This window comes from Nostocoides veronense (genome assembly GCF_039531185.1).
GTDB lineage: Bacteria > Actinomycetota > Actinomycetes > Actinomycetales > Dermatophilaceae > Nostocoides_A > Nostocoides_A veronense.
On record NZ_BAAAPO010000026.1, the window covers coordinates 25,123 to 45,868 of the forward strand.

The following is a 20,746-nucleotide window of genomic DNA, read 5'->3' on the forward strand; positions in this document are numbered from 1 at the left end:
GCTCAGGCGCCGGGACGGCCGGCATCCGGCTATGATCGGCGCATGACGATGACATCACAGAGCGCACCCGCGCCAGGCGACGGCACCCGAGCTGAAGGGCTCGACGTGGCGGCCGCGCTGTTCCACGGTCTGTCAGACCGGTCACGGTTGGCGATCCTGCAGCACCTGACGCTGGGGGAGCACAAGGTGCGCGACCTCACGGAGCACCTGGGGCTGGCGCAGTCCACGGTCAGTGCGCACCTGGCCTGCCTGCGAGACTGCGGCCTGGTGGTCTCGCGCCCGGAGGGCCGGGCCTCGATGTTCTCGCTGACCAGTGCTCCGGAGCTGCTGGACGTGCTGGACGCGGCGGAGCGCCTGCTCGCGACGTCGGGGTATGCGGTCGCGCTGTGCCCGAACTACGGCGCGGGGACCGCGGGGAACCCGGCCCCCGAGCAGCTGCGCCCCCACGCCGGGCAGGAGGCGGGGGCGTGAGCGGGCCGCAGACGCCGCAGCGGGAGGTGGCGGTGGACGCGTGCGGATGCGAGGCTCCCGTCGCCCCACCAGCTCGAGCAGGAGAGGTCGAGGAGCCGGCGACCCGGCTGTGGCAGGTGCGGGAGGTGCAGCTGGGTCTGGCCTCCGGTGCGCTGCTGCTGGCCGGGTTCCTCGCCGGGCTCGGGGGATGGGAGACCGTCGAGCTTGTGCTCGCCGCGGCGGCGCTGCTCGTGGGTGGCTCCACGTTCGTGCCGGGTGCGCTGCGCCGTCTGGCGCGCGGCAAGCTCGGCGTGGGTCTGCTGATGACGATCGGCGCGGTCGGGGCGACCCTGCTGGGGCAGGTCGAGGAGGCTGCTGCGCTGGCGTTCCTGTTCTCCCTGAGCGAGGGCCTGGAGGAGTACTCCCTGGCCCGCACCCGGCACGGCCTGCGGGCGCTGTTGGACCTGGTGCCCAAGGAGGCGAGCGTGCTCCGCGACGGCCGGGAGCTCGTGGTGGACCCGGCACAGCTGGTCATCGGCGACGTGATGGTGGTGCGGCCCGGGGAGCGGCTGGCGACCGACGGGACCGTGCGGACCGGTCGAAGCGCCCTGGACACCTCGGCCATCACGGGTGAATCCATGCCGGTGGAGACCGGGCCGGGCAAGGACGTCTTCGCCGGGTCGATCAACGGCACCGGCGCCCTGGAGGTGGAGGTCACCTCCACCGCGCAGGACAACTCGCTGGCCCGGATCGTGCACGTCGTGGAGGCCGAGCAGTCCCGCCGCGGCGCCACCCAGCGACTGGCCGACCGGATCGCCCGCCCGCTGGTGCCGGGCATCCTGGTCGCCGCAGGCCTGACGGCCCTTCTCGGCGCGCTCCTGGGCGACCCGTCGGTGTGGGTGCACCGGGCCCTGGTGATGGTCGTCGCCGCCTCTCCCTGCGCGCTGGCGATCTCGGTGCCGGTCACCAGCGTCGCCTCGATCGGGGCCGCCAGCCGCCGCGGGATCCTGGTCAAGGGTGGCGCCGCCATGGAGACCTTGGGCAGGGTGCGCACCGTCGCCCTGGACAAGACCGGCACCCTGACCCGCAACCGGCCGGCCGTGGTCGACGTCGCCACCAGCGCCGGGACCGACCGGGAGCAGGTGCTGGCCTGGGCGGCCGCGCTGGAGGCCCGCAGCGAGCACCCGCTCGCCGCAGCGATCCTGGCCGCCGCCGACCGGGCGCCTGCCGCGCAGGACGTCGACGCGGTGGTCGGCGCCGGGCTGGTCGGGACCGTGGACGGTGCCCGGGTCCGGCTGGGCAAGCCCGACTGGGTCGACCCGGGCACCCTGTCCGGGGACGTCATCAGTATGCAGCGGGCGGGGGCGACCGCGGTCGTGGTCGAGGTCAACGGTCAACCGGTCGGCGCGATCGCCGTCCGGGACGAGCTGCGGTCCGAGGCCGCCGAGGTCATCGCCCGCTTCCGCGACCGCCGCTACACCGTGGCCATGCTCACCGGCGACAACCACGCCACCGCCGCAGCGCTGGCCGCCCAGGCCGGGATCGAGCAGGTGCACGCCGACCTGCGCCCGGAGGACAAGTCGAAGGTCGTCACCGGGCTGCGCGCCCACGGCGCGACCGCGATGGTCGGCGACGGCGTCAACGACGCACCAGCGCTGGCGACCGCGGACGTCGGCGTGGCGATGGGCGCCATGGGCACCGACGTGGCGATCGAGACCGCCGACGTGGCCCTGATGGGCGATGACCTGCGGCTGCTGCCGTTGGCGTTCGACCACGCTCGCCGCACCCGGACGATCATGCTGCAGAACGTCGTGCTGTCCCTGGTCCTGATCGCGGTCCTCATCCCGTTGGCCCTGTTCGGTGTGCTTGGCCTGGCAGCCGTGGTGCTGGTCCACGAGCTGGCCGAGGTCCTGGTCATCGCCAACGGCGTCCGCGCCGGACGCACCCGGCAGCTGCCCACCCTGACCGCCTCCCCGGCGGATCCCGCCCGTCTGGAAGGAGCGACTGCATGAGCGCCGGTCACGACCACGGCGTCGGGACCAGCCACAGGGGCCGGCTGGCGGTCGCGTTCGCGATCACCGCGACCATCCTGGTCGCCGAGGTGATCGGTGCCGTGTGGACCGGCTCCCTGGCGTTGCTGGTCGACGCGGGGCACATGCTCACCGACGCCGCCGGGCTGGCCATGGCACTGGTCGCCGCGTCGCTGGCGCTGCGCCCACCCACCCCGGCCCGGACCTGGGGGTTCCGCCGTGCAGAGGTCCTCGCCGCCGGCGCCCAGGCGACCGTGCTCCTCGGGGTCGGGATCTACGCCTTCGTCGAGGGCGTACGGCGGCTCTACGAACCGCACGAGGTCAGCTCCACCGGCCTGCTCCTCTTCGGCATCGTCGGCCTGGCCGGCAACATCGCCTCGATGCTGGTCCTCAGCACCGGTAGGGCCGCGAACCTGAACATGCGCGCCGCGTTCCTCGAGGTCGTCAACGACGCCCTCGGGTCCGTGGCCGTCATCATCAGCGCCATCGTCATCGCGACCACCGGGTGGGTCCGCATCGACGCGATCGCCGGCATGGTCATCGCCGCCCTCATCGTGCCCCGGGCGATCGCCATCCTGCGCGAGGCCGGCCACATCCTGCTGGAGTCGACCCCCAAGGGTCTGGACCTGGACGACGTCCGTGCCCACCTGCTCGCCGTCCCGCACGTTCAGGACGTGCACGACCTGCACGCCTCCACCATCGCCACCGGACTGCCCGTGCTGACCGCCCACGTCGTCCTCGACGAGGAGTGCTTCACCGACGGCCACGCCGCCGAGATGCTCGCCCAGCTCCAGGACTGCGTCGCCGCCCACTTCACCGTCAGCATCGAGCACTCCACCATCCAGCTCGAACCCCCGCACCACGCCGAACGCGAGCACGCCGCCCATGCATAGGCTGGCCCGTCCGGTCCGGACGGGCCATGGATACTTCCTGCTGGTGCTCGCGGCACGCATGCTGCTCGGTCTGCTGGGCGGTGCCGCCCTGTGGCTGGCGTTCCCGGGGAACGACGTGTGGTGGCTGGCGATCGTCGGGTGCGCTGCGCTCGCGCTGGCCACGGCCGGGGCGTCTTGGTGGGTCGGTGCGCTGTCCGGGTTGCTGTTGGGACTGGCCTGGTTCACGCCGATGTTCACCTGGGCCGGCACCTACGCCGGCGCTCCGGCCTGGCTTGCCATGAGCGTGGCCTCCGCCTTCTACCCGGCCGCCCTCGGCGTGCTGCTGACGCTGCTGCAGCGCACGGGCGCGGTCCGCCCCGTCGTCGGTGCCGCGGCGTGGGTACTGATGGAGTGGGCACGCTCGGTCACCCCGTTCGGCGGCTTTCCCTGGGCACGGCTGGGCTTCAGCCAGGCGGACTCACCGATGCTCGGCGCCGTCAGCCTCCTGGCAGTCCCGGGATTCGGCTTCCTCCTCGCCTTGACCGGTGGTCTGCTCGCCGTGGCCGTGCAGCGGTTCCTCGCACCTGGGCGCACGCACCTGGGCAGGGCCACCGGAGCGCTGGTTGCTGCCGCTGTCCTGGTGGTCGGGCCGGTGCTGGTTCCCCGCCCGACCGGGGGAGAGCCGGTGCGCGTGGCCGCGCTCCAGGGAGACATCCCCGAGGGGTACACCCGGACCCTGACCGCCGAGCCGGGGACGATGCTCAACCGGTATGCCGACCGCACCCACGAGCTAGCGGCCCGTGTCGACGCCGGCCAGACTGCGGCTCCGGACCTGGTCGTGTGGCCCGAGGGCGCCACCGACCTGGACCCGCTGGACCCGCGGGTCGGCCAGGCGGCCACCGACCAGATCATGGCGGCAGTGGAAGCCGTCGGCGCCCCGCTGGTGCTCGGTGGCCTGTCCCGACAGGGCGGTGCCGGGCCACCCGCCAACATGGTGTTCAGCTACCTGCCCGGGCTAGGGCTCGACCAGACGTACAGCAAGATCTATCTGGCGCCCTTCGGTGAGGTCATGCCGCTGCGCCCGCTCCTGAGGCACCTCAGCCCGTGGGTGGACCGGATCGTCGACCTCAGCGCCGGCGACCGCCCCGGCGTGGTGCCGGTGCCGCTTGCCGACGGCCGGCCCGTGGACCTGGGCCTGGCCATCTGCTTCGAGATCGTCGTGGACCGGGCAGTGCGCGACCTCGTCACCGGCGGCGCGCAGCTGCTCGTGGTCCCCACGAGCAACGCCTGGTTCGGCGAGGGAGACCAGTCCGTGCAGCATCTGGCCATCTCCCGGGTCCGGGCGGTCGAGTACGGCCGCTCCGTCGCGCACGTCAGCAACGTCGGTGTCTCCGGACTCATCACCCCGGACGGAGTCGTTCACCAACGCAGCGACCCGTACACCCAGGCGACCCTGCTGGGGCAGCTGCCGGTGCGCACCGAGCAGACCCTCGCCGTCCACACCGGCCCCTGGGTCGTACCCGCCGCCGCCCTCGTCGTCGCCGTTGGGCTCTTCTGGCAACCACGGCGACGGCTGCCTCGCCGTGGATCACCCGGGGCCCACACAGGCGCCTGATCCAAGGTGGGGGCCATCACGCCAGGGGCGGCTTATCCGTGGCGTACGGCAGAGAGTCCGACCCCGACGGCCACGCTCGCCGCGAGGAAGAGCGTGAAGAAGCGATACAGGCCCACGGCTGCTCCCCCGCCACGCACCGCGGTCGCGAAGAGTACGAGGGCCGCCAGCAGCACCAGCCCCCCAACGGCGACCACCACGGGGATCCCGGGCCTACCACCGACAAGAACGATGCCGCTACCGAGGTTCCACGCCATGACCTCGGACCAGACTCGCCACGACGCCAGGTCCGACCCGCCCACGAACGCCTGACCGCCAGCAAGGACGATCTGGCCGACCCCGACCACTAGCACGAGGTAGGCAGCTGCCCATGACCCCATGGGCAGCGCCAGAGGCCCTGTGACGGCAGCGAGCAACCCACCCAGCACGACCCCCACGGACCCGAGGTCCAGGAAGGGTCGATAGCTGGTCCAGACCTGCCGGTCCACCACGAACTCGGCTGGCTCAGCACGGGACATGCGATACCTCTCCGAAGACTGCAACGACCCGGTCCCCGCGACTCCGCGGCCCCGGGCGACGGATGAACCACGCCTCGGCGGGGCAACCAGAACCGGGGCACCGCAGGTACAGCGGCAACCTGCAAGCACACGGTAGGTGTCAATGGCCAGTTGTAGGCGACCGGTGCTTCACCAGTTGGCCGCTGAGCCGAGTTGGACAGGCTCGCCGGTCACCGGCGTTCCGGACACCACATCTGCAGCCCGACGAGGGCCCGGGCTATCGGCACGATGCGCAAGGGCAACCGCACTGAGGGCAGGCTGCAGGGCATTTACGTGCGCCGGTTCCGCGCGCTGGAGCCGACCGCCGATGAGACCGCGGGCCACGTGTTGTGGCAGGAGAAATAGCAGTCTGTCGGGAAGTCTTGCGCTCGTCCCGTTCCGGACCGGGACGGTGGTTTCGCGTCACCGTCACCCCGATCGCTGGCGGGACTCAGGTGGACCTCGTCCTCGGCAGCGTGGTCTGGGGCAGGTCGCAGCGGCTGCTACGACCCCCATCATCCGGCTCGGGCAACTGCTCGCGAGCCGCAACGCTCTCTATCGACTCGGGATGGTGATCGAGGAAGATGCGGGGAGCGCCCCCCGCTAGCCGCCCACGAACCGATGCTGCCGACCCCCAGCCAGCCTGGTCTGCAGATCAGGGCCGAGATTCCGACAAGTTGTTGAGACAGCCGGAGTCTCACCAAGATGTCGCTGCGCAGGTCAGTGGGCTGCGCGCCCGACAGGTCGCCCGAGAACCTACAAGTGGGCTGTCGGATCCCAGGAGATGTCCACCGCTCCATCGGACAGGTCGCCGCCGGCCCTCGCCCGATATACACCGCGCCCACCTGTCGCGCCGTCGTCACTCGGTGGTTTCATGGGCGCATGCATCGTCGCCGGGGTGGGATGGTGGCGCTCCTCACGTTCGTGGCGGCCGTGGTCGCCTTCACATGGATGCACAGCCGCCTTGGAGGTGACGACGCCGTGGCGCTGGCCAACGCCCGGCAGCTCATCGGGCTCGAACGAACACTCGGGGTGGACATCGAGCTCGGCATGAACCGTTGGCTCGCGAGGCGTGCCGTGCTCGTCACGTCGGAGGTGTATCTGTACCGGCTCTACTACCTGCCCGTCGCCGTGACGACCCTGTACTTGTGGTTGCGGCACCGTGAGATCTTCGTCCGGGTCACTCGAGCTTGGTTCGTCGTGGCCGCCCTAGCTTTGCTGGTCTACTGGCGCTTCCCCGTAGCCCCGCCGCGGTTCTCGACACCGGGCACGATCGACATCGTCGCCGCACATGACCTGCTCGGGTCGCATCCGAGCAAGTCGGTCGGCGGGAATCTGAACTCGGCGTTCCCGAGCATGCACGTCGCCTGGTGCCTGTGGGTCGCGTACGGCCTTCACCTGGCGGGATCGCGGTGGTGGCCATGGTTGTTGCCGGTCGCAATGGCAGCCGTCGTACTGACGACGGGGAACCACTACGTCCTCGACATTGCCGCGAGCTGCGCCCTAGTCGGGCTGGCCCACATCGTGACCCGACCACGGTCCACCGGCAACATCCCTGTTCTTGGGCGTGAGTGAAGGACGGCGCGCGACAGGCGGCATGAGCGCGCAGGGTTTATCTGCGGAGTTCGTAGAACGCGTGGGGCCGGCCGCCATGCTTACGCTCGCCGACGAAGGTGAACCCACAGGTCGCTGTGCTCCCATCGCCCGCAATAGCTCCTCACGCACCACCGCAGTATGCGGGTCAGCTGACGGTCTGCGTGGGGAAGTTTGCTGCTCCCCTGGCGACAGTGAAGTTCCCCAGGGCGGCCGCACCCGGACGGCACACTTGTCGTCATGCCCATCGCGATCGCCGTGGCCGTCCTCGTGCGCGACGGGCGGGCTCACGGCCTGGCGTGGTTCACCGCTGACGAGATCGGCCACCTCACCCTGGCCGACCCGTCCGGTCGGGCCCTACTGCAGGCCGCAGCCCGTTCCTCAACCACCTAGATCAGCCTTTGACGACCAGTGACAAGATGACCACTCGTGTCGTTAGACGTGGTCACCGAGGGGCTCGGGCGCGCGCTGCCGATCGTGGCCTTCCTGCTGGCGATCACCGCGGTCGCAGAACTCAGTGATCGCGCCGGAGTCTTCGATGTCATCGGGCATTGGATCGCTCGGCACGGACGACACCGGATGTGGCTGCTCTGGCTGCTCTTTTCGGGCTTCGCGGTGACATGCACGATCTTCCTCAGTCTCGACACCACCGCCGTCCTCCTCACCCCGGTCGCCCTCGCCGTCGCCAATCAGATCGGCGTCCCGCCGCGACCCTTCGCCCTGACCACGCTGTGGATCGCCAACACCGGCTCGCTTCTCCTGCCCGTCTCCAATCTGACGAATCTGCTTGCTTTGCAACGCCTTGAGACGTTGGGGGTGGATCACACGGCATACGTCCGCCTCGCCCTCGCGCCCGCGATCGCGAGCATCGCGATCACCCTCGCGGTCATCGCGGCCCTGCACTGGCGCGACCTGGGCACGCGCTATGCCGTGGACCCACCGGCCGATCCGCATGACCGGTTCTTGCTTCGCTGCGCGGCCCTCGCATGCCTGGTCATCGGCCCCGCCTTCGCCGCAGGCTTGCCGCCGTGGGCCGTCGCTGCCGCCGCCGCGCTGGTCCTGGCCGCGGCGACCGCGTGGCGGGCCCCGCAGCACCTGAAACACCTCAACCTGCCGTGGCTGATGGCTCTCGCCTTCGCCGCGCTCACGATCGGGGTCGCCGCCGCGCACGACGCCGGACTCCTCACCCCACTGCTCAATCTGGCGGGAACCGGCACCACGGCGCCTGACCTCCTCAGGGCCGCAGGCACCTCGGCCCTCACCTCGAATGCCATCAACAACCTGCCCGCCTATCTCGCCCTCGAACCCGCCGCGGCGGGCGATCGGCTGCGTCTGATGGCCGTTCTCATCGGCACCAACGCCGGCCCGCTCGTCACCCCATGGGCCTCCCTCGCAACGCTGCTCTGGCTGCAGCGTTGCCGGGCGGCCGGAGTGCGCTGGCGGCTGTGGCGCCTCGCGCTCGGCGGCTTCACCTGCGCATCGCTCTCAGTGCTCGGCGCGACGCTCGCCGTGCGCCTCGTCTCGAGCTGATAGCGCCTGGATGGCCCTCGCGGCCCGCCGAAGCTTCCAAGCCATAGGCCGGCGCCCGTTCGGTAGCGTTTCCGAATGGACATGCTGAGCGGGGATGCCATCGCCGGCGCGGGGCTGCGTGAATGGCGCAAGCTGGCCCAGGGGCTGCACGCGCGGTATGCCGTGCCGGACTTCGCCGGTGGCGCGCGTTTCGTGGCCGCCATCGGGAGCGTGGGTGACGCCCACGGCCACTACCCGAGAGTGTCGATGGGGCCCGGCTATGTCGACCTGAAATTGTCCACGGCCGACGCCATCTATCGCGATGACGACGGCGTGGAGCACATCGTGGAGTGGGTCACCCAACGGGATGTCGACACGGCCGCGGCGATCACAGCCTGCGCCGGCGACCTCGGCCTCACCGCCGAGCCAGACGCCGTCAGCGTCATCGAACTTGGTTTGGACACAGCGGATTCCTCGCAGATCGCGCCCTTCTGGGCCGCGCTGCTGACGGGCGACGCCGATGCCCGAGGACGCGGAACCCCAGGCGACGAAATCCGCGATGCCACCGGCCGCAGCCCAAATCTGTGGTTCGGTGATGCTCCAGAAGCCAGCGGCCAACGCTTCCACCTCGAGGTCTATGTGCCGCGCTCCGTCGCCGCAGCACGGCTTGCCGCTGCTCTGGCCGCGGGCGGCACCATCGTTGATGACAGCGAATCACCTGGCCTGACCGTCCTTGCCGATTCTCAGGGGAATCTCGCTGTCCTCTGCGTTGCCGAGCCTGCCCTCCCCGAGGACTAACCACTCCCACCCTGAGGCCATCTCGGTCAGACCGGGTGGCCCTCGGTGGTGACCCTCACAGCGGCGCCCCGAGCACAGCAATAGCGTCGAAGTATGTCCGCCCAGCCCCTCCACATCTCCTCTCAGGACAGCCTTTCCATCCGTCGCCGCTACGCCCATCCATGGCGGTTCTTCTTCCTCGCCACGGCGATTCCGTGGGCCCTGTGGATTCCCGCCGCGTATGCCAGCCACGACGGCACCGGCTGGGGCGGCCTGGTCGCGACCCTCGGCATACTCGGCCTGTGCGCACCGCTCGCCGTGGCCTTCTGGATGACCCGCCAAGACCCCCTGATGCGCAGCGACATGCTGCGCCGGCTCTGGGATTTCCGTGGGGTCCGGCCAGCTTGGTTACTCGCCGCGGTCGGCATGATGCCGGCGGCAATCGTTGCGGCGACGTTGATCTCGCTCGCTTTCGGCCACTCCGCCGACCAGTTCGCCCTGCGCGGCGGAGTCACTTTCTCCGCCGGCATCCTGCCCGGTTGGATCGTGCTGGTTCTCGCGCCGATTGTCGAAGAGCTCGCGTGGCACTCGTATGGCACCGACGCCCTACGGACCCGGTTTTCGATCGTCGGGGCGTCGCTGGTTTTCATCCCGATCTGGGCGATCTGGCACCTGCCGCTGGCCTTTGTCGCCGGCTCCTCGCAAAGTGAGACCGCGGCCGAGGGCTGGATCTATGCACTGAACTTCCCGCTGAGCATGATCCCGTTCGTGCTGCTGATGAACTGGATCTACTACCGCGGCAACCGGAATATCACTCTCGCCGTGCTCTTTCACCTCGCCGCGAACCTCATCACTCAGGTGCTGGCCACGGACCCCGACACCGAGCTCATCGCCACGGGGGTGCTGCTCGTGGTCACGGCTTTGGTCGTATGGCGCGACCGCGCCTTCCTCTTCGCCCGCGGGCTCGCCAGGGAGTAGGCCCTGGGCTTCGAGCAATGAGTCAGGGCGCGTTAGACGTCAGCCAGGAGGGAGTCCACAGCCGCGAGGTAGCGATCCGATGCCTCCGGACCGAGCACCGCACGGTGCACGAGATACCCCTGGGCCAGACCCAGGAAGGCCGCGACCTGCTTGCGAGCCCGCGCGCCAGCGCTTCGCCGCGTGGCACCGCGCGCGACAAACCATTCGGTGAGATACACCTCGAAGCCCTTCATCAGCTTCTCCACGGCCGACATAGCGACCGGCCGCATCGACCCGCCCGCACCGACCGCACCCCAGATCTGGAGCACGAGCCCGCCATCAACGATTTCTGGGGGCATTGCGTCGATCAGTCGCCGAAGCAGTTGGGCGGGCGTGGGGAGCGGCGTGGTGTGGGCGAGCGCCATGAGTTCCGCGCTGCGCCCGATCATCACCCGCTCGGCGACCTCGATGAGGAGCGCGTCCTTGCCGTCGAAATGCCCATAGATCGCGCCAGCAGACATGCCAGATTCCCGGATGATGTCGGACATCGCCAGATCCACCAGACCCTTGCGTGATGCGACATCAATCGTTGCGTCGATGATCCGGCCGCGTACGGCCGCGCGCTGGGCGTCTGAGATCTTTGGCACCTCCTCATTGTGACAAACAGAACGTTCGTTTTACAAATGTCCATGACGCGTGCATTCTGGATAACGAACGAACATTCGCTTTAAGGAGACCGCGTGTCCAACGCCATCACAACCCCCGCCGTGACCCCATGGCATGCGACCATCCGCACCGCCGTGCTCGCCTCGGTCGCGGTCCTTATCGTGCTCTTGGCCTTTCTGTGGCCGAGCTACACCAGCAAGGTCAAGGATCTACCGATCGTCGTTGCCGGACCGACTGCCGCAACGGCGCAACTAACCCAGGCCCTCAGCGCGACCGGCGCCTTCGAGATCACGGCCGGAACCGACCGTGCCGCCGCCGTGACGGCGATCGAGAAGCGGGAGGCCTATGGCGCCATCGTGACGGGCCGAACCGGAATCGAAGTGCTCACCGCAAGTGCCGCGAGCCCCGTTGCGGCACAGGCACTTACGGGCGTTTCGCAGAAGCTGGCCGCCCAGGCAGCCGAGCAGGCCAAGGCGAGTGGTCAGGCCGCACCCGCCGTCACGACCACTGACATCGTCCCCTTCGGCGAGAAGGACCCCCGGGGCAGCAATCTCGCCGTGGCTGGACTCCCCCTCGCCATGGGCGGGATGCTCGGGGGTGTCCTCGTCTCACTCCTGGTGACCGGCCACAAACGCCGGCTCGGCGCCGTCGCGGCATATGCCGTGGTCGGGGGCCTGGCCCTCGCCGCCGTCCTCGGCCCCTGGCTGCACGTGCTGACCGGCTCATACCTCGGCGCCGCCGCCATCATCGGCTCGGCCCTCTTCGCGACCGCGGCGCTCATCGTCGGCCTGCACGGCCTCATCGGGCAGCCCGGCATCGCTATCGGTGCCGTCATCACCCTCTTCCTCGGCAACCCGCTCTCGGGAATGTCGCTGCCCAAGGAGTTCCTGCCTTGGCACTGGGGCGAGATCGGCCAGTTCTTCGTCCCTGGCGCCTCCGGGACGCTCCTGCGGCTGGAGTCCTACTTCCCCAATGCGTCGATGACGCACGGCTGGCTGGTTCTCGCCGCCTGGTCGCTGGTGGGGGTCGCGATGTTGTGGTTCGGTCCGCGCCGCGATGACGAGGGCATGCGCCACGAGCACCCGAGCGCGGCCCAGGTCACTGCTTGACGCCGAGCCCCGAGCCGGTGAGGTCGTCAGGTTCAGCCCAGATCGTCAGGTTGACCTGACGAACTCGGCCGAATGTGACGACCTCAGGCCGAGTTCGTCACTTTGGGCGGGAATCGTCGGCGGGTCGGCCTGCATACAGCAAACTCGCCGTGCCGTCCCCCGCGGTCGCCCACTCGCTCAGCTCGATGACCGCCAGGGCCGAGGTGGGCATCGGCTCGTATCGCCCGGTCAACATCTCGACCAGTTCCGAGATCGCCGGATTGTGGCCGGTAATCGCCAGCCGATTCACGGAATCCCCTGTCCCCCGGACTAATTCGAGCAGTTCCGCGCCGTCGAAGGTGTATGCCGCCTCCGCCGAGATGACGTCCGTCTCGCTCTCTGCCCACGCCCCTGCAACCAGATCCCACGTCTGCCGCGCCCGCGCGGCGGGTGACACCAACGCCTGCTCGGGAATCAGGTCGCGGTCGGCGATCCACCGTCCCGTCGCCGGTGCTTGCCGGCGACCCCGCGCTGCCAGGGGTCGATCTCGGTCGCTCGCCGCGATGTCCCAGTCGGATTTCGCGTGCCGGATCAACAGGAGCGTCTTGGCCATGGCCGCAGGCTAGCCCGGCACCAACCGGTCGCACCGGGGCAGCGCGCGGATGGCACGGCATACGGGATGATTTGTCGTGTGAGCGTTGTGGATCGGGTGGATCGCTTCCAGCGACGGCACCCGGTGCTCGGTTTCCCGCTCGCGGTGGCCTGGAAGTTCTTCGACGATTCCGGCGGCTACCTGGCGGCGCTCTTGACCTATTACGGCTTCATCTCGCTCTTCCCGCTGCTGATCCTCATCTCGACGATCCTGTCGGTCGTCCTGGTGAACAATCCCGACCTGCAGCAGCGGATCATCGAATCCGCCGTTCGGCAGGTTCCTGTCGTGGGTGACCAACTTGGCGATCCGAAATCGTTGTCCGGCGGGCCAGTTGGCGTGATCGTCGGAAGCGCGGCGTCGATCTATGGCGCCCTCGGGGTCGGCAATGCGCTGCAGTACGCGATGAACACCATTTGGTCGATCCCGCGCAATTCGCGCCCGAATCCTGTTCTCTCGCGGGGTCGTAGCCTGTTGATCGTCCCTGTCGGACTTCTGCTCGTCGTCGCGACGACGGCCATCGCGACCATCGGGGCGACCTACGATCTGGGCGCGGCCAACAACTGGCTAGTCCTGCTCGCGACCGTCCTGCTCAATACCGGAATCCTCTATCTCGTCTATCGGATCGGCGTCGGCGCGGCACAGCGCCGGCACCTCGTCGTGGGCTCGATGGTTGCGGCCATCCTCCTGCAAATCCTGCAAAGTTATGGCGTGGTCTATGTCGGCCGGGTCGTGCGCGATGCCTCGGCGACCAATAGCGTCTTCGGCTTCGTCCTCGGGTTGTTGGCCTTCATCGATCTGGCCGCGCTGATCCTCATCATCGGCGCCGAAATTAATTCGGTCTCCGCCAAGAAGCTCTATCCGCGAGCGCTGCTCACCCCCTTCACCGATCACGTCGATCTCACGGAAGCCGACAAGCGCCAGTACGCCGCGCAGGCTCGCACTATGCGCACCAAAGGCTACGAACGCATTGAGGTCTTCTTTGATCCCCGCGCCCAGCGTGAGCCGTCTCCCCCGCCACCGGCGACGGACTAGCCCTGCGTCACAAGGGCTTACGCCACACAGAGACGTGGCTCGGGCTGTCCGAGGTGAACGGGCTGCGGTCCCAATCCGCGTACCTCGCCTCGAACTCCAGGCCCGCCAGTTGCGCCATCAGATCGCACTCCGGCGCCCAGGCATAGCGAAAGTTGCTGCAGGAATATCGGATCGACCCATCACGCTCGCGGGTGTAGTGATGCGATGTGCCCTGCTGAGTGCTCAGGTCGTAGGTATCGATGCCGGTATGCCGTTCGCTCACGTCGAACGGCGCCCCGCCGGCTCCGGGTGGGAAACGCCTAAGCTGGGGGACCCACAACTCGATGACGAAGCGTCCGCCCGGTGCGAGGTGGCCTGCAGCATTGCGGAAACAGGCGACCTGCTCCGCCTGGGTTCGAAGATTCCCGAGCGTGTTGAAGACGAGATAGACCAGACTGAAATCGCCTCGCACCTGCGTTGTCGCCATGTCGCCGATCGTGACCGGCAGCTGCTCAGCCGAGACTTTGGAACGCAATTGGTCGATCATCGGCCGCGAGAGTTCGATACCCGTTACCGGCACCCCGGCACGCAGCAGCGGAACGGCTACCCGGCCCGTTCCGATCGCGAACTCCAGCGCAGGTCCGGCCCCAGCGAGGCCAGCGAGGAAGCCGACGGTCTCCCCAATGACCTTGGAAGAGGCCATCTCTCCCAGCTCCTCGTCATACCTCCCCGCTGCCTCGGCGTCCCACAGATCGCTGCTCGTCACGGGTTCCATCTTTGCCGAGGCAGAGGCCCGGGGGCCACTGAGATAGCCAGAGCGTGGATAGGGTCGTTGTGGACGGGAGGTGCGTTATGGGACACGATCACGGGCACGGGTCTGCGGCGACGGCCCACCGCTGGCGATTGCAGATTGCCTTTGGATTGGTCGCGGCCTTCTTCACCGTCGAACTCGCGTCAGGGCTGCTGGCACGCTCGCTCGCGCTGATCAGTGATGCCGGGCATATGGCGGCCGATGTGGTCGCGCTGGGCGCCGCTTTGGTGGCGACCCGTATTGCGACGCGCCCCGACGCCACGGGCCGACGCACCTACGGCAGCTATCGCGCTGAGGTCTTCGCCTCCGGGATCGCCGTGCTGCTGATGCTCGGCGTCTCGGTCTATATCGTCATTGAGGCAATCCGTCGGTTCGGCGGTGCGCCCGAGGTCGCGTCCGGGACCATGATGCTCGTCGGCACACTCGGCTTGCTCATCAACGTGATCTGTATTGGCTTGTTGCGCAACGGTTCCGAAGAGTCGCTCACCCTCAAAGGCGCCTATCTCGAGGTAGTCGCCGACACCATCGGTTCGGTTGGTGTCATCGCCGCGGGTGTCCTCGTCCGGGCCACGGGAGATCGATGGTGGGACACGATCGTCGCCCTCGCGATTGCCGTTTTCGTGGCGCTGCGCGCGATCTGGTTGGGTCGCGAGGTGCTGGCCGTGCTCGGCCAACATGCGCCCAAGGATGTCGATCCGCACGAGGTTGCGGGAGCGCTGGAAGATGTGGCCGATGTCTCGGAGGTGCACGACTTGCACCTGTGGACCTTGACATCCGGGATGAGTGTCGCGACCGCGCACTTGGTCACCACACCGGGACCCGCAGACGCTCACCGCATCCTCACCGACGCGGGGGCACTGATGCGTGAGCGCTTTGGCATCGAGCACGCGACCATTCAAGTCGAGCCACCCGACTCCAGCGCGTGCTCGCGCACGTCATGGTGATCAAGCTGGGGATTAGGTGAGGCCGACCAGGCGGCGGCTCACGGCATACAGCTGATCTTGCACGGCGTGATCGAGCGCGGCGGGGAGCGGGTCCTTGGGTTTGTTCTCGTCGAAATAGGTGCCCGTGGTCCCGGCAACCTCCGGGCTCGTGGCGAGGTATGCCAGTCGCGCGCCGCCCTCGTCCGGGCTGATCATCCGCACCTTCTTGACCACGCCCAGAATCGGTCGCAGCCAGGCGGGTGCGCCGCGCCAGATGTTCGTCGCGACGACGCCGGGATGGAAGGAGTTGGCCGTCACGCCAGTGCCCTCGAGGTCACGCGCGAGGTAGTTGGCATAGACGACATTCGCCAGCTTGGAGCGGGCATAACCGCGCATCAGCTGATAGCCCTTGGCGAGTTCCAGGTTCTCGAAATCGAGCGTGCCTCGATAATGCGCGCCGGAGGAGGTGATGACGATCCGGCTGGGCGCGGAGGCGATCAGTCGGTCCCGCAGTAACTCCGCCAACAAGAAGCCGCCAAGGTGGTTGGTCGCCAGGGTGGCTTCGTGACCCTCCGTGGTCAGCAGGTGTTTGCCGAAAACCGAGCCAGCATTGAGGGCGAGAACATCGATCCGCTGCTCCTCACGGAGCAGAGTCGCGGCCAGATCACGCACCTGGGCAAGATCGGCGAAATCTGTCGTGAGTCCTCGAACCTGCGCCGTCGGCAGTCCAGCACGGATCTGCTCAACCGCTGCACGGGTCTTGTCTGGAGACCGGCCAACCAACACCACCCGGTGACCCTGCGCGGCGAGTTGCTGCGCGGCGGCTTTGCCGATGCCATCGCTGGCCCCCGTGATGACGATCGTGCGTGGTGTCACGCCGTCATCGTAGGCACGCCCCCAAGCGGGCGCTGTCGCCGGGTGTGTTGCCGGCCATCCGCTGTCGGCTAAAGGGCGAAGACCTCGCGCAGGAAGTCGGTGACGACCTGCCATTGCTGCTCGATGTCGGCGCCGAGGAAGACGTGTTCGGCTCCCGGGACGATGACCAGGCGACTCTCCGCGCCCACGTCCTGGGCGGCCGCGTGCAAACGTTTGGCTTGGTCTAGTGGTGACATGGAGTCGGCATCACCGTGCATGATCAGCATCGGTGGCGAGTCTGCGCTGACGTGAGTGACCGGCGAGTAGGCCATCGCCAGCCAGCCCCGCGCGTCGGGATCGACTCCGCGCCACAGAGATTCGGTCAGATCGGGCAGAGCGCTGAGGTCGGACGCGCCATACCACCAGACAATCGCCGCGACATCGGTGCGCCCCGAGCCCACGCCGAGTCGGCCGAGGAAGTGCGGATCCGGGCGGGCCGCACTGCCGGCCAAGCCCGCGAGCGCGGCAAGGTGGGCGCCGGCGGAGTCACCCCAGACGGCGAGGCGGTCCGGGTCGAGGGCGAGCTCGTCGGCATAGTGCCGCAGATAGCGAACGGCAGCGATCAGATCGCGCACCATGTCATCCGGGGCGACCTCTCCGACGAGCCGGTGGTCTGGTGTCGCCACGGCAATGCCGGCGTCGATGAGCGCCTGGAACATCCGCTGCTGCCCCCACTGCAAGGGAGTCAGCCGCCGGTCCCCCTCGGCCCACCCGCCGCCGTGCACCCACATGACCACAGGTGCCGGTTGATCCTGTTGCGGGACATGCAAATCCAGCACCATGGGTCGGAAACCCGGGACCTGTGCATAGGTCAGCCCGGTCCAGGTTGTCGCACCCCGCAAGCCTGCCGATGTCAGCGGCGGAAGATGGGTCATCGGCGGCCAGGGGCCATCCTCGGCCGGTGGGCGCAGTGCCGTGATATCCACGGGCACCAGTGTCCCTGCGCCGGCGTGCGTCCTCCAAATGGTCCGCCAGCGATCTCTCCTAGATGAAGATCGTTTGCGCGCCCGCACTGATTTCGATGAAGTCTGCCGCGCTGATCACACCCTCGACCCCCGGGTGCAGGTCGGCTTCCAGCAGCTTCATCATGTCGAAGGAGAGGCGGCAGGCATACATATGAACTCCGGCAGCCTGGAGCAGGTCGAGGAACTCGGGGACGTCGGGGATGTCGAGGTCCGCCATCTGCTTCTTCATCATCCGCGTGGCGATCGCGGTCATGCCGGGGAGCTGGCCCATCGCTTGCGGCATCGAGACATGCTCCAAGCCCGGGCGCAGATAGCCGAGCTCCGCCATGTGCATGGCGGTGTTCCCGAGCATCGTGAACTTCAGCTTGTCGTTGGTCTTCTTGTTGATGATGTCCAGGCCCCAGAAGGTGAAGAAGATGTGCGTCTCGATACCCTCACCGGCCGCGGCATTGCCGAGGATGAGACCGGGATAGGCCATATCGAGATTGCCTTTGGAACAGATCAGGGCCATCTTGCGGGGGCCGGCGTATGCCGTGGGCGCGCCATCCGTGGACGCGGCCGCAGCGGGTGCCTGGCTGGCACCACCGAAGTCAGGGATGAGGAAACCGTCGGGGATTGCTCGCATTGTTGACCTTCGATCGAGTGGTCGCCGTCAGACGCAGCCGACGGGTTTGGGGAGGCCGGCGAGGTAGGCCATCTTCTTGGCTGGTTTGCCGGGAAAGAGGAGGAACAGCTCCTTGATGTCGAACCCGCCGACGGTCTGCATGCGCCGCAGGGTCGGGGTCACCCCGGTCGTCGCGGAATCGGTGCGCATGAAGCGAAGGGGTGCCCAGTGCTGTTCGGTCAGGTCATCGATACCGATCAGATCCGCCAGACTCGCCGCCAGATCTTCACTCCACTCGGCCCGATCGGTGAGGAAGCCCTCGTCGTTGACCGTGAAGGTGTGGCCGTCAATAGTGTTGATGGGCATGACTTCTCACTTCTTGGCTGTGGCCGGCACCTTGCCGGACATCGACATCTCGTTCGGCACCGGCAGCGGCTTCCCCGGCAGCAGCAAGTTCCAATAGATCTTCTCGAAGGCCAGCTTGCCGAGGTGGTTGATGCGCGAAGCGCCGAGGAGCTTCATGGGCCCGACGACCGGTGCCGGGAAGAGACCCGTGAGCGGCTCGGTGTCGTAATTGAAGTCCAGCAGCAGGGCCTTACCGCGGCCCGCTTCAACGAAGCAGTTGGCATGTCCGTCATAGCTGCTCGGGAGGGGCTGCCCGGCCATGGCAGCCGTCAGATTGCGCACGAGGTGGTCGACCTCGAAGTGCGCGACCGCCCCGGCCTTCGACGTGGGCACATTCGTCGCGTCACCGATGGCGAAGATTCGCTCGTGCGCCACGGACTGGAGGGTGTGTTTGTCCACCGGCACGAACCCCAGGTCATCACCCAAGCCCGAGTCGATGACGAATTGCGCTCCCATATTGACCGGCACCGTGACGAGCAGATCGAAGGGGAGGTGGCGCCCGTCATACGAGTTCAGGGTGCTAGCCTGCGGGTCGACACCGGCGACGGCGAAGTCCGATGCGAGCCGAATGCTCTTCTCCTCCAAGAGATTCCCCAGCCTGGCTGAGGCCACCGGCTTCGTGAAGGCTCCGTCGAGCGGGGTCACATAGGTGATATCGACCTTGTGACGCATCCGCCGACCGCGGAAGTAATCGTCGGCGAGAAAGGCGAACTCCAACGGCGCGACTGGGCATTTGATCGGCATCTCGCTGATGTGAACGAGCAGCCGGCCGCCCTCGAAGTTCGCCAGAGCGGCGTGCAGGGCCTCAGCGCCGTCCAGGGTGTAGAAGTCGAAAGCGCTACGCCGCCAGACTCTTTCATCCATCAGACCGGGGGTCTGGTCCGGCCGAGGGGCGGTGCCGCTGGCGATGACAAGCCAGTCGTATGCCAGCGCACTTTCGCCTGCGAGGTGCACCTGTCGGCCATCGGGATCGACCCGCTCGATGGTTTGCCGCAGGAAGGTGACCTGCTTGCTCAGCTGGGCCGCGCGCGAGCGCACGACCTGCTCCGGTCGATAGGTGCCGAAGGGGATGAAGAGGTAGCCCGGTTGGTAGTGGTGGTCATCATTCTGATCGACGACGGTGATCGTCAGGTCCGGCAGGTTAGCCTTCGCGAGTTTGCTGGCGAGCATCGTTCCAGCGGTGCCGGCCCCGAGAATGACCAGTCTTGTCACGCCTTCAGGCTATACCCGCTGGGGTATTGAAGCCGAACCTTCACCTGTCTCTCGCCTCACAGTTAGACCCCCGCTCTCGCAGCCGTCACAGCGGCACGATGGGGATCCCATGGTGGTGGGTTCGGGCGACGAGGCGACCGTCGACCAGCAGCTGCGGGCCGTGGGTGACGACGGCATACCCATCGGTGCCCTGCGTCGGAGGAAGCCCCTCTAAGGTGATGTGCGCCAAGGGGATTCGCTCGCGTGCTTGCGCTATGGCTGCGTCCACCGCAGTCGATTCCTCGCTCGGCCAGTACTGGCGAGTGATCGATTCCCAGACGACAGTCAGCACATCGGTTTCCGCGGGTCTGCTGAGCTGATCGGCGATCCACCTCGACGCCGGCGCGCGGTCGACCGGCACGGGGTGCTCGGCGGCGATGCCGAAGGCTGCACTCAGTCGGGCGTGACGATCCACTTGCCAGGGCCAGACGAAGGACGTGAGGTAATCGCGCCCCTCGACGGTGGCGATGTCCACTGGCGCGAGGTCGCAGCCGCGGCGCGACACAACCTCGAACGGCTGCGGCCGAATGCCGACGGCTTCCGTCTCGAGAGCCAGCTGGGAGTCCGCAGGACCGGCAGCCCAGCCGGGTCCGGTGAAGCGATAGCGCGCCACATTGAGATTCAGACCCGCCGAAGCCCCAGGCTCCAGCAAGCGCACCCGGTGTATGCCGTGGTGGCGGATCGCCTCGAAGAGCCCGACCGCGAGCGCGGCCGAGCGACCCACCTCATTGGTTTGCGGCGGGAGGGTCAGGGACTCGCGCAACTCCTCGGCATACTCCGGAAGCACGGATCGCAGCACGGGCCAACACTTTTCGGCCGGCTCGGTCCCGCCGAGGCAGGGATAGAAGGGGCGCAGCTGAGGTGCGTCCCCGCGCAGCACGATGCGGAAGATCCCCGCGAGGAGGCGCAGGTGCACGGCGTCCGCGCGCGTCGCACCCAACGCGTCCCGACAGATCTGCGCCGTCGGCCCGCCAGCCTCCAGGTCGTCGGCCAGCTCGGCCAGCAGCACGCCATACAGATGCTCGCGATGGTCGAAATGCCGCCGGAACTGCTCCGCCAGACTGCTCATCCCCCGACTATGCCGCCACATCCCCCAGAGTCTGGCGCCCAATGCACGAT

22 protein-coding genes are annotated in these 20,746 nt (G+C 68.0%); 12 read left to right on the forward strand and 10 right to left on the reverse strand.

The annotated features are described in order from the left end of the window. Nucleotides 1-42: 42 nt before the first annotated feature. The 4 genes from ABD225_RS08310 to lnt are packed head-to-tail and all read left to right on the forward strand — an operon-like array spanning nucleotide 43 to nucleotide 4,967. A complete protein-coding gene (locus ABD225_RS08310) occupies nucleotides 43-471 on the forward strand; it encodes an ArsR/SmtB family transcription factor (protein WP_010148050.1) in 429 nt (142 codons plus the stop codon). Further along, nucleotides 468-2,462: a heavy metal translocating P-type ATPase gene (locus ABD225_RS08315; protein WP_006593158.1), complete on the forward strand. Its 1,995-nt coding sequence runs from the start codon at nucleotides 468-470 to the stop codon at nucleotides 2,460-2,462. The genes ABD225_RS08310 and ABD225_RS08315 overlap by 4 nt, the downstream gene beginning before the upstream one ends. Next, nucleotides 2,459-3,373, forward strand: coding sequence for a cation diffusion facilitator family transporter (locus ABD225_RS08320; RefSeq protein WP_006593157.1), 915 nt, complete (start codon nucleotides 2,459-2,461; stop codon nucleotides 3,371-3,373). The genes ABD225_RS08315 and ABD225_RS08320 overlap by 4 nt, the downstream gene beginning before the upstream one ends. Further along, nucleotides 3,366-4,967: an apolipoprotein N-acyltransferase gene (gene lnt / locus ABD225_RS08325; RefSeq protein WP_144856757.1), complete on the forward strand. Its 1,602-nt coding sequence runs from the start codon at nucleotides 3,366-3,368 to the stop codon at nucleotides 4,965-4,967. Before ABD225_RS08320 ends, lnt begins: the two co-directional genes overlap by 8 nt. Before the next feature lie 32 nt (nucleotides 4,968-4,999). Here the strand turns inward: lnt and ABD225_RS08330 are convergent, their stop codons facing one another. After that, nucleotides 5,000-5,482 (reverse strand): hypothetical protein, encoded by a 483-nt coding sequence (locus ABD225_RS08330; RefSeq protein WP_344083415.1) that lies wholly within the window; start codon nucleotides 5,480-5,482, stop codon nucleotides 5,000-5,002. Between the two features lie 900 nt (nucleotides 5,483-6,382). Here ABD225_RS08330 and ABD225_RS08335 point away from each other — a divergent pair. The 5 genes from ABD225_RS08335 to ABD225_RS08355 all read left to right on the forward strand — a co-directional run bounded on the left by ABD225_RS08335 (nucleotide 6,383) and on the right by ABD225_RS08355 (nucleotide 10,357). Continuing rightward, nucleotides 6,383-7,075 carry a phosphatase PAP2 family protein gene (locus ABD225_RS08335; protein WP_344083418.1) on the forward strand — a complete coding sequence of 231 codons (693 nt, stop codon included), beginning with the start codon at nucleotides 6,383-6,385 and terminating at the stop codon, nucleotides 7,073-7,075. A 258-nt stretch (nucleotides 7,076-7,333) separates the two neighbouring features. Then, nucleotides 7,334-7,486: a hypothetical protein gene (locus tag ABD225_RS08340; RefSeq protein WP_344083421.1), complete on the forward strand. Its 153-nt coding sequence runs from the start codon at nucleotides 7,334-7,336 to the stop codon at nucleotides 7,484-7,486. Between the two features lie 36 nt (nucleotides 7,487-7,522). After that, nucleotides 7,523-8,623 (forward strand): SLC13 family permease, encoded by a 1,101-nt coding sequence (locus ABD225_RS08345; RefSeq protein ID WP_344083424.1) that lies wholly within the window; start codon nucleotides 7,523-7,525, stop codon nucleotides 8,621-8,623. A gap of 75 nt (nucleotides 8,624-8,698) precedes the next feature. Next, nucleotides 8,699-9,400 (forward strand): VOC family protein, encoded by a 702-nt coding sequence (locus tag ABD225_RS08350; protein ID WP_344083427.1) that lies wholly within the window; start codon nucleotides 8,699-8,701, stop codon nucleotides 9,398-9,400. A gap of 93 nt (nucleotides 9,401-9,493) precedes the next feature. Further along, on the forward strand, nucleotides 9,494-10,357 hold the full coding sequence (locus ABD225_RS08355) for a CPBP family intramembrane glutamic endopeptidase (protein WP_344083430.1): 864 nt from the start codon (nucleotides 9,494-9,496) through the stop codon (nucleotides 10,355-10,357). 32 nt (nucleotides 10,358-10,389) lie between these two features. Here the strand turns inward: ABD225_RS08355 and ABD225_RS08360 are convergent, their stop codons facing one another. Next, a complete protein-coding gene (locus ABD225_RS08360; protein WP_344083433.1) occupies nucleotides 10,390-10,983 on the reverse strand; it encodes a TetR/AcrR family transcriptional regulator in 594 nt (197 codons plus the stop codon). Between the two features lie 93 nt (nucleotides 10,984-11,076). Between ABD225_RS08360 and ABD225_RS08365 the strand changes: the two genes are divergently transcribed. Then, the gene (locus ABD225_RS08365) at nucleotides 11,077-12,111 is read left to right on the forward strand and encodes an ABC transporter permease (protein ID WP_344083436.1); all 1,035 of its coding nucleotides are present in this window, start codon (nucleotides 11,077-11,079) and stop codon (nucleotides 12,109-12,111) included. A 97-nt stretch (nucleotides 12,112-12,208) separates the two neighbouring features. Here the strand turns inward: ABD225_RS08365 and ABD225_RS08370 are convergent, their stop codons facing one another. Next, nucleotides 12,209-12,703, reverse strand: coding sequence for a SixA phosphatase family protein (locus ABD225_RS08370; protein ID WP_344083439.1), 495 nt, complete (start codon nucleotides 12,701-12,703; stop codon nucleotides 12,209-12,211). Between the two features lie 78 nt (nucleotides 12,704-12,781). Here ABD225_RS08370 and ABD225_RS08375 point away from each other — a divergent pair, with 78 nt between their 5' ends. Continuing rightward, on the forward strand, nucleotides 12,782-13,774 hold the full coding sequence (locus ABD225_RS08375) for a YihY/virulence factor BrkB family protein (protein WP_344083442.1): 993 nt from the start codon (nucleotides 12,782-12,784) through the stop codon (nucleotides 13,772-13,774). Between the two features lie 7 nt (nucleotides 13,775-13,781). Here the strand turns inward: ABD225_RS08375 and ABD225_RS08380 are convergent, their stop codons facing one another. Further along, nucleotides 13,782-14,528: a class I SAM-dependent DNA methyltransferase gene (locus ABD225_RS08380; RefSeq protein WP_344083445.1), complete on the reverse strand. Its 747-nt coding sequence runs from the start codon at nucleotides 14,526-14,528 to the stop codon at nucleotides 13,782-13,784. Nucleotides 14,529-14,605: 77 nt separating this feature from the next. Here ABD225_RS08380 and ABD225_RS08385 point away from each other — a divergent pair, with 77 nt between their 5' ends. Further along, nucleotides 14,606-15,508 (forward strand): cation diffusion facilitator family transporter, encoded by a 903-nt coding sequence (locus ABD225_RS08385; RefSeq protein WP_344083448.1) that lies wholly within the window; start codon nucleotides 14,606-14,608, stop codon nucleotides 15,506-15,508. A 12-nt stretch (nucleotides 15,509-15,520) separates the two neighbouring features. Here ABD225_RS08385 and ABD225_RS08390 read toward each other — a convergent pair whose 3' ends face one another. From ABD225_RS08390 to ABD225_RS08415, 6 genes are all read right to left on the reverse strand, one after another. Then, nucleotides 15,521-16,363 (reverse strand): SDR family NAD(P)-dependent oxidoreductase, encoded by an 843-nt coding sequence (locus tag ABD225_RS08390; RefSeq protein WP_344083451.1) that lies wholly within the window; start codon nucleotides 16,361-16,363, stop codon nucleotides 15,521-15,523. Between the two features lie 68 nt (nucleotides 16,364-16,431). Next, nucleotides 16,432-17,328, reverse strand: a complete 897-nt coding sequence (locus ABD225_RS08395; protein WP_344083454.1) for an alpha/beta hydrolase fold domain-containing protein — start codon at nucleotides 17,326-17,328, stop codon at nucleotides 16,432-16,434. A 58-nt stretch (nucleotides 17,329-17,386) separates the two neighbouring features. Next, complete coding sequence (locus ABD225_RS08400) at nucleotides 17,387-17,992, reverse strand: DsrE/DsrF/DrsH-like family protein (protein WP_344083457.1); 606 nt, start codon at nucleotides 17,990-17,992, stop codon at nucleotides 17,387-17,389. Nucleotides 17,993-18,019: 27 nt separating this feature from the next. Beyond that, nucleotides 18,020-18,337, reverse strand: coding sequence for a TusE/DsrC/DsvC family sulfur relay protein (locus ABD225_RS08405; protein ID WP_344083460.1), 318 nt, complete (start codon nucleotides 18,335-18,337; stop codon nucleotides 18,020-18,022). A gap of 6 nt (nucleotides 18,338-18,343) precedes the next feature. Next, nucleotides 18,344-19,588, reverse strand: a complete 1,245-nt coding sequence (gene sqr / locus ABD225_RS08410) for a type III sulfide quinone reductase, selenoprotein subtype (RefSeq protein WP_344083462.1) — start codon at nucleotides 19,586-19,588, stop codon at nucleotides 18,344-18,346. 85 nt (nucleotides 19,589-19,673) lie between these two features. Further along, the gene (locus ABD225_RS08415; RefSeq protein ID WP_344083465.1) at nucleotides 19,674-20,696 is read right to left on the reverse strand and encodes a DUF2332 domain-containing protein; all 1,023 of its coding nucleotides are present in this window, start codon (nucleotides 20,694-20,696) and stop codon (nucleotides 19,674-19,676) included. Between the last annotated feature and the right edge of the window lie 50 nt (nucleotides 20,697-20,746).